Raw genomic sequence first — 16,210 nt, 5'->3', positions numbered from 1 at the left:
AGACTAGCCAGGCTAGTCTTTTTTTTTCGTCCAAATTAACTATGATAAAAATTAAAATAAATTGTTTGAGGTAAATAAATTTAAGTTAGGTTTAAAATAAATTTTTTATATAGGTAGGTAAATTAAACGATAAAAAAATATTAAAAAAAATTTTATAAATAAAGAGGATTTATCCAAAAATAACATAAATATTTAGAATAACATAAAAAATAAATAATATGGTTATTTGTAAGAAATCTAATGTATTATAACTTATAATTTAAATTTAAATTATAATAAATATAAAATTAAATTATAAATATGACAAAAAATAACAAAAAGTATGTACAATTAATAAAATATTACCTACTATTTGTTGAAATTAAATTGTTATAATACTTATTTTTTAGTATAATAAAATTGGCGATAAGTAAATAAGGAGGGTTATTATAAACTATGATTAATAGCAATGTAGACCACAGTCTAAAAGTTGTAGAAATGAAAAGTATAACTAAAAAGTTTGGAAATTTCACAGCTAACGATAATATAAATTTGACTGTACATAAAGGTGAGGTACATGCTTTATTAGGTGAAAATGGAGCAGGAAAGTCAACATTAATGAATATTCTTTATGGGCTATACCATCCGACTTCAGGGGAGATATTTATAAAAGGGGAAAACGTTAGAATGGAAAACCCTAATGTAGCGATATCTCATGGGATAGGTATGGTTCACCAACATTTCATGTTAGTACAGCCATTTACAGTTGCTCAGAATATAATACTAGGTACAGAACCTACAAAAGGTATCGGAGCAATAGACATGAAAAAAGCGATAGAAGATGTTAGTGATCTTTCAAAAAAATATGGATTACATGTAGATCCTAATTCAAAAGTAGAAGATATAAGTGTGGGGATGCAACAAAGAGTTGAAATACTGAAAGCTTTATACAGAGGTGCAGATATACTAATATTGGATGAACCTACTGCAGTTTTAACTCCACAAGAAATAAATGAGCTTATGAATATTATAAAGAACTTAACTAAGCAAGGAAAATCAGTAATAATAATAACTCATAAATTAAAAGAAATAAAGGCAGCAGCCGATTACTGTACTATCATAAGAAGAGGTAAAGATATAGGAACTGTAAAGGTAAGTGATACAACAGAAGATGAATTGGCAGCAATGATGGTAGGTAGAGAAGTAAGCTTTAAGGTTGATAAAGAAGATTCTAAAGTAGGAGATATAATCCTTGAAGTTAAAAATATAAGTGCTAAAGACAATAGAAAAGTACAAGTATTAAATGATTTATCTTTAGAGGTAAGAGCTGGAGAAATTTTAGGAATAGCAGGTGTAGATGGAAATGGGCAATCTGAACTTGTTGAAATCTTGACTGGTTTGAAAAAAGCAGATTCAGGAAGTGTAAAGGTTAATGGATCTGAACTTATAAATGAAAAGCCAATTAATATATTCAAAAAAGGTATAAAAAATATACCAGAGGATAGACATAAAAGAGGGCTTATACTAGATTTTACAGTTGCTGAAAATACAGTTTTACAAAGATATAAAGAAAAAAGATTTGCTAAAAATGGAGTTTTAAATAATAAAGAAATTGAAAAACATGCAAACGAAATAATAGAAGAATTTGATGTTAGGCCAACTGATTTTACATTAAAGGCTAGATCTTTATCTGGAGGGAATCAACAAAAGGTTATAATTGGTAGAGAGGTTGACAACATAAGAGTAGATAGAGCTGCTACAGGGCAACCTCAGGTATTAATAGCAACGCAACCTACTAGAGGGTTAGATGTTGGAGCAATTGAATTTGTTCATAAGGCAATAGTTGAACAAAGAGACGCAGGTAATGCAGTTTTATTAGTATCTTTAGAACTTGATGAAGTTATGAATTTATCAGATAGAATAGCTGTAATTTATGAAGGAAAAATAGTTGGCATTGTGGATGCTAAGAATGCAGATGAAAATACTTTAGGATTTATGATGGCAGGAGGTGTAGATAATGAGTAATGATGTTAAGGCAAAAAAGAAAATTTCTTTTGCTAATAATACGATAGTATTTTCTATTATATCTATATTTTTAGGATTGTTAGTAGGAGCAATAGCTTTAACTATAGCGGGATTTAATCCAATAGAAGCTTATTCAGTAATGATTGAAGGAATAATCGGTAAACCTAAGTATATAGCATGGACTATTATAAAGGCTACGCCGTTAATTTTAACAGGTTTATCAATAGCTTTTGCGTTTAAAACAGGATTATTCAATATAGGTGCAGAAGGTCAGTTTATTATAGGGGCTTTAGCAGCAACTATAGTAGGATACACAGTTCATTTACCAGCAATAATACATATACCTCTTACTTTAGCTGTAGCTGCACTAGCGGGAGCCTGTTGGGGAGGATTTGCAGGGTTTTTAAAATCCAAATTTGGAGTTAATGAAGTTATATCTACCATAATGTTAAACTGGGTTGCATTTTATTTAAATAACTATATGATAATGCAACCATGGTTAAGAGAAGGCAATAGTGAAGCATCTCATATGATAAATGAGAGTGCAAGCATAAGTATAGATTGGTTAACGGGACTAGTAGGACCAGCCACAAAGGCTAACTGGGGTATAATAATAGCAATTATATTAGTTTTAATAATAGCCTTTATATTATCTAAAACAACTTTAGGATACGAACTTAGAGGAGTTGGATACAATAAATTTGGAGCTGAATATGGAGGAATAAATATAAATTCATCTATATTTAAATCTATGGCTATAGCTGGTATGCTTGCAGCATTAGCAGGAGCAGTACAAGTTATGGGTGTAGCACAAAACATAACAGTACTTGCAGCACCAGAAGGAAATGGATTTGATGGTATAGCTGTAGCACTTATTGCTAACAGCAATCCTATAGGTGTAATTTTCTCAGGGTTATTATTCGGAGCACTTAAATACGGTGGAACAAAGATGCAAACTATACAAGCTCCATCAGAAGTAATCAATATAGTTATAGGATCTATTGTTTACTTTATAGCACTAAGTAGTGTAATAAGAATGTTATTTATAAAATATAAGAATAAAAAGAAACAAGGGGGACTTGAATAATGGAAGATATAGCTTTAATTTTAAGTACGACTTTAATGTACTCTACGCCCCTTATATTTACAGCATTAGGTGGAGTATTATCAGAAAATTCAGGTATAGTTAATATAGGATTAGAAGGTATGATGACTATAGGTGCTTTTGCAGGGGCAGCAGCAGGTTATTTAGTAGGTGATCCGTGGATAGCATTTTTAATAGGTGGGTTAGCCGGCGGGTTATTTGCATTAATACATGCTGTTGCAACTGTAAGCTTTAATGCAGATCATACTATATCAGGTGTTGCTATAAATTTACTTGCACCTGGAGTAGCATTGTTTTCTTCAAAAATATTATTTGATGGAGCAACTATGACTCCAACTATAGCTATGGAAGATAAAATACCAAGACCTTTAAATGGTTTATTTGCAGAAGGTAGTATATTAAATACAGTTTTCAATACTTATGCGACAGTATTTATAGCATTTATACTTGTAGCTGTAGTTTGGTACGTTTTATATAAAACAAAGCTAGGACTTAGAATAAGATCTGTTGGAGAACATCCAGGAGCAGCAGATACTTTAGGTATTAATGTAAATCGAGTTAGATATATTGCGGTAATTTCATCTGGTATATTAGCTGGTTTGGGAGGAGCATCTATGAGCTTAGCTATTGTTTCTTCGTTTAGACCAACATTGATCTCTGGACAAGGATACATAGCTATGGCGGCTGTTATATTCGGTAAGTGGAAGCCGCAAGGAGCTATGGCAGCTTGTTTACTATTTGGTTTCTCAACTGCTTTATCTGTATTCTTTGGGAATCCAGAACTTCCATTTAGAATAAATGAGAATTTATTATCTATGATACCATATGTAATAACATTAGTGGTGTTAGTGTTATTTATAAAATCTTCTAAAGCTCCGGCAGCATTAGGAAACCCATATAAAAAAGGTGAAAGATAAAAAAGATGATAGCATTGCTATCATCTTTTTTTTATGTCTAAAATAAATATAAAAAAATTATTATTAGTCTATTAAAAATGAAAATAAGTATATAAAATATTAGTTGCATTATAAAAGTAAAATCGATATAGAAGGAACGGTGAAATGAAAGCAGTACATAGTAGACAATCTTTTGTAATTGATGGTGATTTATGTCTAGCGTTGGTAGATAAAAGAATTACTTGCGATATAGAACTAGAATTAAAAAGAAGAAAAATACAAATAATAAAAACTATAGAATGTAAAGAATGTTATGATGCTATAAAATATCATCCAGATATATGTGTATGCAACTTAGGTGAAGGAAATATAGTTGTAGCGCCAAATGTATATGAGTTTTATTCAGAGATATTAATTCCATTAGGATTTAATGTAATTAAAGGAAGTCGCTATATAGAAAAAAAATATCCTAACAATATTCAATATAATGTAACTATGATGGGAAGATTTGCAATACATAATTTTAATTATACAGATGAAAAAATTTTAGACTACATAAACAAAAAAAATCTTATAAAGATAAATGTAAAACAGGGATATTCCAAATGCTCGATTTGTATAGTTGATGAAAATTCAATTATAACTTCTGATAAAGGTATATATAAATCTGTAAAACAATACGGTATAGATTGCCTTCTTATAAGACCTGGAAATATAAATTTATTTCAATTAGATTATGGATTTATAGGTGGGTGTACAGGGTTTATAAGTGAAAATAAAATAGCTTTTTTAGGAGATGTAAAAAAGCATCCAGATTATGAACTTATAAAAAAATTTATAAAATCAAAAAATAAGGAAATAGTAAGTTTAAGCAAAGAACAATTATTAGATTTAGGTTCTATAATTCCTTTGATGACTAGAAAGGAGTGATGACTATGGACAACAAAGAGATTTATCTGAGCTTATTGCCTAAATATGAATTAGCTGTAAATCAATTTGTAAAACAAACTAAGTTTAGCAATATTATAAATTACAATGATGATGTTATAGAAATAAAAATAAGCACTAAAGATAGAACGGATGAAACAGTTCTAGAAATATCAAGAGAGATAACAGATATTTTGATGCAAGTAATAAAAGAGGTTATATTGAAGGAATATATACAAAAATCATATGGGGATAAATATAATCAGGAAATAGAAAAAATATATCTAAAATCATTAGAAGTATTCAAAAGTAAAGACTTATTATTAAGAGAAATAATATTTTGTAGAATGAATAATTACATATTAAATAATGACCATATAGATGTGGATGGTTTTGTAAAGTTTAGAATGAAAGAACTAATGGGATATATAGCTAATATCTGTGAAGATGCACTAGAAGAATATTTAATAGAGAAAGACTATGACGAATTTATTAGTGTATTAAGATATTTTATAAATGTACAAGAAACTAAAATTGACACATTGAAAGTATACATAAGGAAAGATAACTCGTTTATATTATATGATAAAAATGATAACATAATAGAAAATGAAAATGATGAAGAGTTAATAAATATGTTTATAAAAGAAAATTTAAATTATGAAGATTTCTTAATTAGTACATTGCTTTCTTTGTGCCCAAATCATATAATTATATACGATTCTTTACAGACTAACTCATCTAGAGAAATTATAGATACTATAAAAGCGATATTTGAAGAAAAGGTAGAAGAAAAAAATAAATCTTAAAATTTAAAAAATGTATTGAAAAAAAATCATTAAAGTATAAAATATATATTGTTTCTAATTAAAATAATAAGGAGATTTGAGATGAACAATATATATATAATTTTGATAATGGCAATTATTGGAGGTATTATCGGGTATGTAACTAATAAATTAGCTATAAAGCTTATATTTAGGCCTATAAATCCTATAAAAATACCTCTTACAAATTTTGAAATAATAGGGCTTATCCCGAAGCGAAGAAAAGAAATAGCTATAAAAATAGGAGAAGTTATCCAAGATGAGTTTGTATCTTTAGATGATATATTAGAAAATTTAATAACAGAAGAAGATAAAGTAAAAGCTACTGAATATATAAAGTCTAAAGTTAATTCTATAATAGAGGAAAAAGCGACTCTTATACCTAGTTATATAAAATCTGTTATAAAAAACTATATAGAGGATATAATAGAAAAAGAAGTTAGTGCTTCTATTGACGAACTAGGAAGTGAAGTTGTATCAAAAGCGCATGAAAGAGTAAATATACAACAAATAGTAGAGGAAAAAGTGGATAGCTTAGATTTACTTGAATTAGAAGATATAATACTTAGTATAGCAAGCAATGAGTTAAAGCATATAGAATTATTGGGATTAATACTAGGTTTTGTTATAGGAATAATACAAGGTATAATAACAATTTTTATATAAATTTTATGTAACAAAAAAATATTTAAATTTATATAATATTTAGAGTTGATATATATCGCTTGATTTGATATAATTTGTATTAATATTAATATAGTTGCTATGAAAAGGAAGAGTAAAATAGAAACAATTTTCAGAGAGGATATATCATAGGCTGAAAGTATATCTAAAAATGACTATTTGAAAACTACCTTGGAGCAGAGTTTAGTAGCTTATAAGTAAAAGTACTCGGTTGACAACCTTATAGTCATCAAGAGGGCAATGTTTATAACATGCCAACTTGGGTGGAACCGCGAATGTTACTCGTCCCATGATTTTCATGGGCCGAGTTTTTTATTTTATACAAAAAAAATTAAGGAGGTAAGGTCATGATAAAAGTTACTTTAAAAGATGGATCTGTAAAGGAGTATTCTAAAGGTACTACAGTTATGGATATTGCTAAATCGATAAGCGAAGGATTAGCTAGAAGTATAGTAGCTGCATCTGTTAATGAAGAGGTTGTTGGGTTAGATTTCGAAGTTAATGAAGATTGCGAATTAAATTTATTTAAATTTGATGATGAAGAAGGAAAAGATGTGTTCAGACATACATCTGCTCACATGCTAGCACAAGCTATAAAAAGAATATACCCTGAAGCTAAATTAGCTATAGGGCCAAGTATTGAAAATGGATTCTACTATGATATAGACTTAGAGTACAGATTAACTCCAGAGGATTTAGAAAAGATAGAAGCTGAAATGAAAAAAATAGCTAAAGAAGATTTAGCTATAGAGAGATTTGAATTAAGTAGAGAAGATGCTATAAAGTTAATGGAAGAACAAGGGGAAAACTATAAGGTAGAACTTATATCAGAACTACCTGAAGGAGAAATTATATCTTTCTATAAACAAGGAGATTTTACAGATTTATGTAGAGGGCCGCATTTATCTTCTACTAAAAAGGTTAAAGCTATAAGACTTCAAAACGTAACAGGGGCTTACTGGCGTGGAGATGAAAAAAATAAGATGTTACAAAGAATATATGGAACATCTTTTGAAAAGAATAAAGATTTAGAAGCATACTTACACTTAGTAGAAGAAGCTAAGAAAAGAGACCATAGAAAATTAGGTAGAGAATTAGAATTATTCTTCATACCAGAAGAAGGGCCAGGATTCCCATTATTCTTACCAAAAGGTATGGAACTTAAAAATGAATTATTAAAATTCTGGAGAGAATTACACAGAAAAGACGGATATGTAGAAATAGAAACTCCTATAATATTAAACCAAAAATTATGGGAAACTTCAGGACACTGGTATCACTATAAAGAAAACATGTACACTGTAGATATAGATGATATGCAATTTGCTATAAAACCAATGAACTGCCCAGGTGGGATGTTATACTATAACTTTAAGCAACATTCATACAAAGATTTCCCTATGAGAGTGGCTGAGTTAGGAAGAGTTCATAGACATGAGTTATCTGGAGCTTTAAATGGTCTTAAGAGAGTTAGAGCATTTACTCAAGATGATGCACATATATTCATGCTACCAGAACAAATAAAAGATGAAATAAAAGGTGTTGTTTCATTAATAGATAAGGTGTATTCTGCATTTGGATTTGAATATCACTTAGAGTTATCAACTAGACCAGAAGATTCAATGGGAACAGATGAAGAGTGGGAATCAGCTGAAAATGGATTAAGAGAAGCTTTAGAAGAATTGAATCTACCTTATGTAATAAATGAAGGAGATGGAGCATTCTATGGTCCTAAGATAGACTTCCACTTAAAAGATTGTTTAGGAAGAACTTGGCAATGTGGAACTATACAATTAGATATGCAATTACCACAAAGATTTGATATTAGTTATGTAGGTGAAGATGGGGAAAAACATAGACCTGTTATGATCCATAGAGTTGCATTAGGAAGTATAGAAAGATTTATAGGTATATTAATAGAACATTATGCTGGTAAATTCCCAACTTGGATATCTCCAGTTCAAGCTAAAATATTACTAGTATCTGATAGATTTAAAGAATATGCAGAAGAAGTTAAAAATGCATTATTTGATAAAGGTATAAGAGTAGAGCTTGATGATAGAGCTGAAAAAATCGGATATAAAATAAGAGAGGCTCAACTTCAAAAAGTTCCTTACATGTTAGTAGTTGGAGAAAAAGAAGTTAATGAAAAGAAAGTTTCTGTAAGATCAAGAGATAATGGAGAAATGGGTGCAATGGATGTAGATGCATTTATTGCAAATGTATTAAAAGAAGTAGAAGAAAGAACTAATGTAATTCAAGCATAATAAATAATAAAAAAGTTAGCCTTTAAGGCTAACTTTTTTTTATACACATTCTTTTCTTATTATATTTTTTAACTCTTCGTGAGTCATAGTTTCTTTGTCAAATAGATGTTGAGAAACTAAATGAAGGTCATTTAAACTTGAGTTTAGAAGATTAAGAGTTTCTTTATAACAAGAATCTATTATACTAGTAGTTTCTTCTTGGATTTGTTTTGATAAAAAGCTTTTTTGATTTTGATCTATAGTCATAGCTCCAAGATTACTCATACCATAGTCACAAACCATTTGAGTTGCTATATCAGTTACTTTTTTCAAGTCATCCTTAGCTCCTGTAGATTTATGACCAAATATTATTTCTTCAGCAGCTTTACCTGCAAGTAAGATTTTAATTTTTCCTAAAAGTTCATCTTTAGTATAAATATATCTATCTTCATCTGGAAGTTGAAGCACATATCCTAGTGCTTGGCCTCTAGGTATTATAGATATTTTTTGTATAGGGTTTATACCTAATGTATCACTAACTAGAGCATGACCAGCTTCGTGGTAAGACACTATACGTTTTTCTTTTTCAATAAGTTTTGAACTTTTAGATTCAAGTCCAGCGATAACTCTTTCAATAGCTTTGTCAAAATGAATACTATTGATATTTTCGCTGCTTTCTCTTACTGCAAATATGGCAGCTTCGTTTGCTATATTTGCTAAGTGTGCACCATTGAATCCGTGAGTTTTTTTAGCTAATAAGTTTAAGTCTACGGAGTTATCAATTGGTTTGTTTTTAGTATGAACTTTTAGTATTTCTAATCTAGTGTGATAATTAGGTTCTCCTATATGGACATGTCTGTCAAATCTACCTGGTCTAAGTAGTGCATCATCTAATAAGTCTAGTCTATTAGTTGAACCTACTATAAGTATGTTAGAATCTTTATTAAATCCATCCATCTCAACAAGAAGTTGGTTTAATGTTTGATCCTTTTCATTATTACTTTCTAGATGTCTTTTGGCTCCTATTGCGTCAATTTCATCTATAAATATTATACTAGGGGCTTCTTTTCTAGCCTTTTCAAACAATGTTCTAACTCTTTTTGCCCCTACACCAACATATTTTTCAACGAATTCAGATCCTGTTACATTGAAAAATGATGCGTTTGTTTCACCAGCCATAGCTGACGCAAGCAATGTTTTACCTGTACCAGGAGGTCCATAGAATAAAACACCCTTAGGAATTTTAGCACCCATTTTTTGATACTTTGTTGGGTTTTTCATAAAATCAACTATTTCAAATAGTTCTTCTTTGACCTCTTCTAATCCAGCTACATCATTGAATGTTGTTTTAGGCTTAGTTGAATCAGAATTATCATTAGAAGTTTCTTTTTCCATTTTGGTCTGATTAAACGCAGGCGCAGGGTTGTTGATTTTCTTAAAAAAATTATTTAACATTTTCATAGTCAAACACCTCAGTTATAAAAATTGTTGTTATTACATATATTTGCCGATTTTCAAATTAATATTATTAAATTTTTATATTTTTCAAATTAAAAATATTTAATTCATTAAAAGTATGTCCATAAATCAAATAATTAATTATAAAATTTAAAAAATAATTGACACTTATTTAAACTGATGGTATAGTATATAGAGTAATAAAAAACAAGAAGAAGTCCGCTTCTCACCTTACGACGATAAAGTTAGTAAGGTAAATATAAGTTAAGATTTAGTGTTTTATTAATTGTAGTAACTTATATGGCGGATGATGATATCATTCGCCTTTTTTAATATAAAATTGGAGGTGTCCTACTATTAGTAAGGAATTAGCAATCAATGATGAGATAAGAGATAAGGAAATAAGAGTTCTTTCAGAAACTGGTGAGCAACTTGGAATAATGACTTCTAGAGATGCACAATTAATGGCAAATGAGAAGAATTTAGATTTAGTAAAAATATCACCTAATGCGAACCCACCAGTATGCAAATTAATGGATTATGGTAAACATAAATATGAACAATCTAGAAAAGAAAAAGAATCTAAGAAAAAGCAAAAGGTCGTAACTGTAAAAGAAGTTAGGTTAAGACCAGGTATAGAAGAAAACGACATAAATACAAAAGCAAATAATGCTATTAAGTTTCTTCAAAAAGGTGATAAAGTTAAGGTTGAACTTAGATTTAGAGGTAGAGAACTAGGGCATAAGGATTTAGGAAAAAAAGTAATGCTTAAGTTTATAGACCTAGTAAAAGAGTTTGGAGAACCAACAAAAGCCCCTGCATTTGAGGGTAATAACATGGTTGTAATGATAGATCCAAAAAAATAGATATACATTTGAGAGGAGGATATTAATATGCCTAAAATGAAAACTCATAGAGGAGCAGCTAAGAGATTCAAAAAAACTGCTAGTGGAAAATTAAAGAGAGGTAAAGCTTTCAGAAGACATATACTAACTAAGAAAGATGCTAAGACTAAAATGCAATTAAGAAAGTCTGGAGTAGTTAGTGAAGGTGATGCTAGAAGAATAGCACAATTATTACCATACTTATAAGATCGAATACAAATAGATAAAAATTATTTAGAACAGAGAAACGAAGGAGGTTACGACGATGGCAAGAGTTAAAAAAGCTATGAACGCTCGTAAGAAGCATAAGAAAGTATTAAAACTTGCAAAAGGTTACAGAGGATCAAGAAGTAAATTATACAGACCAGCTAACGAGTTTGTAATGAAAGCATTAAAGCATGCTTATGTTGGTAGAAAATTAAAGAAGAGAGATTTCAGAAAACTTTGGATACAAAGAATAAATGCAGGTACTAGAGCTAACGGAATGTCTTATTCAAGATTTATGAACGGATTAAAATTAGCAGGTGTTGAAGTTAACAGAAAAATGTTATCTGAAATGGCTATAAACGATCCTCAAGGATTCGCTAAATTAGTAGAAGTTGCTAAATCAAAATTAGCTTAATTATATAAAACTCTGGGTTAAATCTCAGAGTTTTTTTTATGCGTTTAAACATTAGATTAAACAAAAAATTGCTGAAAAATTAATTGAACTTGCATATAAAACAAGGTGAAATTTTTATCAAATTAAAAAAATTATATATGTTAAATTTATGTAAAGATATAATAAATATTTTTAAAATTACAAATTTCCATTTAGGTATAGATATATTTAAAAACTAAGTATATAATGTATTTTATTATTGTTATAAGCACAATAATATAGTTATACAAAATGAAGATTTAATTATAATATATACAGGAGGAGATAAAGTAGGTGAAAGAGTTTATTTTAAAGATTAAAAAGCCGATTAATAAATTAAATCCACCTCAAATAATGGTAATTGGTTTTGCTACTGTTATATTAATAGGAGCGATACTACTTACACTTCCTATTGCTACAAACACGGGAGAATCTACTCCATTTGTAGATGCTTTATTTACGTCTACGTCTGCGGTCTGTGTAACAGGTTTAGTAGTAGTAGATACAGCTACACATTGGAACTTATTTGGACAAATTGTAATAATTGCATTAATTCAAGTCGGTGGTTTAGGATTTATGACAATAACAACTTTATTTGCATTGATAACTAAAAAAAGGATAAATCTGAAAGAAAGACTTCTTATACAAGAGGCATTAAATCAAATTGACCTATCTGGATTAGTTAAACTAACTAGATATGTATTATTGATGACTTTTGTTATAGAAGGATTTGGAGCGTTAATATTATCAACAGTATTTATACCGGAATTTGGTTTAGTTAAAGGTATATGGTTTAGTATTTTCCATGCTATTTCAGCATTCTGTAATGCTGGATTTGATCTTATGGGAAATATAAGCGGACCATTTACTTCAATTACAAAATATGTAAATAATATAACGGTAAGTCTTACTATCTCAGCGCTTATAGTGCTTGGAGGTATAGGGTTCCCGGTAATTTTAGATGTAGTAAAAAATAAAAAACCATCTAAATTAAATATACATTCAAAAGTAGTATTAATAACAACGGCAACATTAATAATTACTGGTATGGTATTTATATTATTTATAGAATATTCAAATCCTAAAACACTAGGAGATCTTTCATTAAAAGGTAAATTATTAGGATCATTATTCCAATCAATTACACCGAGAACTGCTGGATTTAATACTATAGACTTGGCATCTATGCATCAAGGCAGTTTATTTATAATGATTATTTTAATGTTTATAGGAGCATCACCTTGTTCTACAGGTGGAGGTGTGAAAACTACAACTATTGCAACTATAGTACTTGCTGTAAGAAGCTTTATATTTGAAAGAGAAGATATAGAAGTATTTGAAAGAAGAGTCGGAATTAATGCAGTAAGAAAGTCTATAGCAATATTTTTTATAGGAATATTAGTTGTATTTGTAGGTATTTTGATTATAAATTTAACACAAGAATCATTTGATTTAATAGAATCTGCATTTGAGGTTGCATCTGCATTTGCGACAGTAGGTTCGAGTATAGGTGGAAGTCCTAATTTAAATGTATTTGGTAAAATAGTAATAATGATGTATATGTTTATGGGAAGAGTAGGATTTTTAACTATATTTATAGCTTTAGTAGCTAAAAATTCTGTTAAAAAACAAGTTATAAGATTCCCTGAAGGCAAAATTATAGTAGGATAGAAAGTTAGGAGAGAACAGGTATGAAACAATATATAGTTATAGGTTGTGGAAGATTTGGATCGTCAGTAGCAACTACAATGCATTTACTAGGACATCAAGTAATGGCAATAGATAAAAGTGATGATGCAGTACAAGCTATATCTGAAAAAGTTACACATGCAGCGATTGTAGATGTTACGGATGAACAAGCACTAAGAGCTTTAGGTATGGGGAATTTTGATGTAGCAATAATTGCGATAGGTTCAGATATAAGAGCTTCTATAATGGCTACGTTAATAGCTAAGGAAATGGGTGTAGAGCAAATAGTATGTAAAGCAAAAGATGAACTACAAGCTAAAGTTTTATATAAAATAGGTGCTGATAGAGTTGTATTCCCTGAAAGAGATATGGGAGTTAGAGTAGCACACAATTTAGTTTCAAATAATATATTAGACCATATAGAGTTAGATCCAGACTATTCTATAGTTGAAATTGTTACACCTAGAGAATGGGAAGGTAAGACATTAATAGAATTAGATTTAAGAGCTAAATATGAAATAACAGTATTAGCTATAAAGTGTGATAAAACTATAAATGTTACACCATCTCCAGAAGAAAAATTAAATGCAGGAAGTATATTAGTTGTTATAGGTCAAAACAGCAAAATAAGTACAATAACAGCAGATAGTGACTTTTCATTTAGGAGAAAATAAAAAATGATAGTATCGATAAGTAGTAAGGATAATGAAAAAGTTAAATTAACTAAATCTCTTTTAAAAAGCAAAAATAGATTAAAAGAGTCTAAATTTTTAATAGAAGGATTTAGAATTTTAACTCAAGCTATAGATTGTAATGCAGATTTACAATATGTATTTATAAATGAAAATTTTGAGACTAAAGAAGAACATGTTGAATTCTTAAAAGTTTTAGAAAGTAAAAATATAAAAGTATACAAAACTACAAATAAGATATTTAATGAGTTTATAGATACAGAAAGCACTCAAGGTATAGTTGGAGTTGTTGGTATACAAAAAAATAATATTCAAGATATTTTAGATGAAAATTGCAGATTTGTATTAATTTTAGATAGAATACAAGACCCAGGGAATATGGGGACTATAATAAGAACAGCAGATGCAGCAGGTGTAGATGCTATAATAAACTTAAAAGGTTGTGTAGATATATATAATAGTAAAGTTACGAGATCTACAATGGGGTCAATATTTGATATGAAAATAATAAATATGACTCAAGAGGAAGCATTAAAAGAACTAAAAGATAGGAAATTTGATATTGTATCAAGTTATTTAAATACAAATAACTTTTATGATGGAGTAGAATATAACTATAAAACAGCTCTTGTTATAGGTAATGAAGCTAATGGTGTTAATGATGAACTTATAGAAAAATCAGATATACTAGTTAAAATACCTATATACGGAAAAGCTGAATCTTTAAATGCAGCTATAAGCTCAGCTATACTTATGTATGAAATCAAAAAATATATGATATAATAGAGTTGTATTGAAAATTCACACTATATATGATATAATTTACAATCAAAGTTTAATATTTAAAATACTATGAAAGAGAAAAGTATTTTAATAGTCCTTAGCGCAGAGATAAGTACCTAGGCTGAAAGTACTTTCTAAGTTATTAAAAGAAGTTCCCTCTGGAGTATCATGGCTGAAATTTAAGTAGGCTATGACGTTAAAAACACGTTACGTTTTTCGAGTGGTTTGAATTATTTTTAATAAATCAAGCTACTAGGGTGGTACCGCGAAACAATAGCCTTTCGTCCCTAGATAGGGATGAAGGGCTTTTTTTGATGTATAAAAATTAAAGTGAAAGGGTGAATATAGTGCAAGAAAAACTACTTAATTTACAACAAGCAGCATTAAGTGAAATAAAAGACATGCAAGATATAGAGCAAGTAGAGTCTTTAAGAGTTAAGTACTTAGGAAAAAAAGGTGAAATAACATCTATATTAAAAGAAATGGGTAAATTATCAGCTGAAGAAAGACCTGTAATAGGAAAGGTTGCTAACGAAGTTAGAGAAGCGATAGATACTGCTATAAGTACTAAAAAAGATGAATTAAAAAATATTGAAAAGCAAATAAAATTAGCTGAAGAAGTTTTAGATGTAACTATGCCAGCTAAAGAATTTAAAGTAGGTAAAAAACATCCTATATCTCAAATTATAGATGAAGTAAATGAAATATTTATAGGGATGGGATTCTCGATAGCAGAAGGACCAGAAGTTGAAACAGTTGAAAATAACTTTGATGCATTAAATGCACCAAAAGACCATCCATCTAGAGATATGAGTGATACATTCTATATAAATGATGAATTATTACTTAGAACTCAAACATCTCCAGTTCAAGTTAGAACAATGAAAAATGAAGAGTTACCAATAAAAATAATATCTCCAGGTAGATGTTTTAGATTTGATGCTCCAGATGCAACACATTCGCCAATGTTCCATCAAATAGAAGGGCTTGTAGTCGGAAAAGATGTTACAATGGCTCAATTAAAAGGAACATTAGATATGTTTGTTAAGAAGTTATTTGGAGAACATACTAAAACTAAATTTAGACCACACAACTTCCCATTCACAGAGCCAAGTGCAGAAGTAGATGTTACTTGCTTTAAGTGTCAAGGTGCAGGATGTCAGATGTGTAAAGGTGAAGGTTGGATAGAAATATTAGGAGCTGGTATGGTACATCCAAATGTATTAAGAAACTGTGGAATAGACCCTGAAGTTTATAGTGGATTTGCTTTTGGTATGGGTCTTGATAGAATAACAATGCTTAAGTATGAAATAGATGACATAAGACTATTATTCGAAAATGATATGAGATTTTTAAATCAATTTTAATTAGGAGG

At 29.3% G+C, this 16,210-nt stretch carries 15 protein-coding genes and 2 other annotated features; of the genes, 14 read left to right on the top strand and 1 reads right to left on the bottom strand.

Annotation, left to right across the window (positions count from 1 at the left end):
* The first annotated feature begins 435 nt into the window (after positions 1-435).
* The 7 genes from KXZ80_RS14100 (at position 436) to thrS (ending at position 8,710) form a co-directional block, all read left to right on the top strand.
* Positions 436-2,004: an ABC transporter ATP-binding protein gene (locus tag KXZ80_RS14100; RefSeq protein WP_038284778.1), complete on the top strand. Its 1,569-nt coding sequence runs from the start codon at positions 436-438 to the stop codon at positions 2,002-2,004.
* Entirely contained in the window at positions 1,997-3,091 is a 1,095-nt protein-coding gene (locus KXZ80_RS14095; protein ID WP_021431707.1) for an ABC transporter permease, read from the top strand. Before KXZ80_RS14100 ends, KXZ80_RS14095 begins: the two co-directional genes overlap by 8 nt.
* Entirely contained in the window at positions 3,091-4,026 is a 936-nt protein-coding gene (locus tag KXZ80_RS14090) for an ABC transporter permease (protein WP_021431708.1), read from the top strand. Before KXZ80_RS14095 ends, KXZ80_RS14090 begins: the two co-directional genes overlap by 1 nt.
* A 144-nt stretch (positions 4,027-4,170) precedes the next feature.
* Positions 4,171-4,935, top strand: coding sequence for a DUF6873 family GME fold protein (locus KXZ80_RS14085; RefSeq protein ID WP_021431709.1), 765 nt, complete (start codon positions 4,171-4,173; stop codon positions 4,933-4,935).
* A gap of 5 nt (positions 4,936-4,940) precedes the next feature.
* The gene (locus KXZ80_RS14080) at positions 4,941-5,741 is read left to right on the top strand and encodes a putative sporulation protein YtxC (protein ID WP_021431710.1); all 801 of its coding nucleotides are present in this window, start codon (positions 4,941-4,943) and stop codon (positions 5,739-5,741) included.
* Positions 5,742-5,822: 81 nt separating this feature from the next.
* Positions 5,823-6,425, top strand: coding sequence for a DUF445 domain-containing protein (locus KXZ80_RS14075; RefSeq protein ID WP_021431711.1), 603 nt, complete (start codon positions 5,823-5,825; stop codon positions 6,423-6,425).
* A 90-nt stretch (positions 6,426-6,515) separates the two neighbouring features.
* Positions 6,516-6,736 (top strand) — a binding site (T-box leader).
* A 54-nt stretch (positions 6,737-6,790) separates the two neighbouring features.
* Positions 6,791-8,710 carry a threonine--tRNA ligase gene (gene thrS, locus KXZ80_RS14070; protein ID WP_021431712.1) on the top strand — a complete coding sequence of 640 codons (1,920 nt, stop codon included), beginning with the start codon at positions 6,791-6,793 and terminating at the stop codon, positions 8,708-8,710.
* Between the two features lie 39 nt (positions 8,711-8,749).
* Here the strand turns inward: thrS and KXZ80_RS14065 are convergent, their stop codons facing one another.
* Complete coding sequence (locus KXZ80_RS14065) at positions 8,750-10,150, bottom strand: ATP-dependent metallopeptidase FtsH/Yme1/Tma family protein (protein WP_021431713.1); 1,401 nt, start codon at positions 10,148-10,150, stop codon at positions 8,750-8,752.
* Between the two features lie 353 nt (positions 10,151-10,503).
* Between KXZ80_RS14065 and infC the strand changes: the two genes are divergently transcribed.
* The 7 genes from infC to pheS all read left to right on the top strand — a co-directional run bounded on the left by infC (position 10,504) and on the right by pheS (position 16,202).
* On the top strand, positions 10,504-11,013 hold the full coding sequence (infC, locus tag KXZ80_RS14060) for a translation initiation factor IF-3 (protein ID WP_082435262.1): 510 nt from the start codon (positions 10,504-10,506) through the stop codon (positions 11,011-11,013).
* A gap of 27 nt (positions 11,014-11,040) precedes the next feature.
* Positions 11,041-11,238: a 50S ribosomal protein L35 gene (rpmI, locus tag KXZ80_RS14055; RefSeq protein ID WP_021428430.1), complete on the top strand. Its 198-nt coding sequence runs from the start codon at positions 11,041-11,043 to the stop codon at positions 11,236-11,238.
* Positions 11,239-11,296: 58 nt separating this feature from the next.
* Positions 11,297-11,653, top strand: a complete 357-nt coding sequence (gene rplT, locus KXZ80_RS14050) for a 50S ribosomal protein L20 (protein WP_021431715.1) — start codon at positions 11,297-11,299, stop codon at positions 11,651-11,653.
* Between the two features lie 312 nt (positions 11,654-11,965).
* Positions 11,966-13,342: a TrkH family potassium uptake protein gene (locus KXZ80_RS14045; RefSeq protein ID WP_021431717.1), complete on the top strand. Its 1,377-nt coding sequence runs from the start codon at positions 11,966-11,968 to the stop codon at positions 13,340-13,342.
* 20 nt (positions 13,343-13,362) lie between these two features.
* The gene (locus KXZ80_RS14040) at positions 13,363-14,034 is read left to right on the top strand and encodes a potassium channel family protein (RefSeq protein WP_021428431.1); all 672 of its coding nucleotides are present in this window, start codon (positions 13,363-13,365) and stop codon (positions 14,032-14,034) included.
* A 3-nt stretch (positions 14,035-14,037) separates the two neighbouring features.
* Positions 14,038-14,835 carry a TrmH family RNA methyltransferase gene (locus KXZ80_RS14035; protein ID WP_021431718.1) on the top strand — a complete coding sequence of 266 codons (798 nt, stop codon included), beginning with the start codon at positions 14,038-14,040 and terminating at the stop codon, positions 14,833-14,835.
* 60 nt (positions 14,836-14,895) lie between these two features.
* Positions 14,896-15,127 (top strand) — a binding site (T-box leader).
* A gap of 55 nt (positions 15,128-15,182) precedes the next feature.
* The gene (gene pheS, locus KXZ80_RS14030; protein WP_021431719.1) at positions 15,183-16,202 is read left to right on the top strand and encodes a phenylalanine--tRNA ligase subunit alpha; all 1,020 of its coding nucleotides are present in this window, start codon (positions 15,183-15,185) and stop codon (positions 16,200-16,202) included.
* The last annotated feature ends 8 nt before the right edge of the window (positions 16,203-16,210 follow it).

This window comes from Paraclostridium bifermentans (assembly GCF_019916025.1).
Lineage (GTDB): Bacteria > Bacillota > Clostridia > Peptostreptococcales > Peptostreptococcaceae > Paraclostridium > Paraclostridium bifermentans.
Note: the sequence above shows the minus strand (reverse complement) of the source record. Positions and strands in the feature narration are given on the sequence as shown.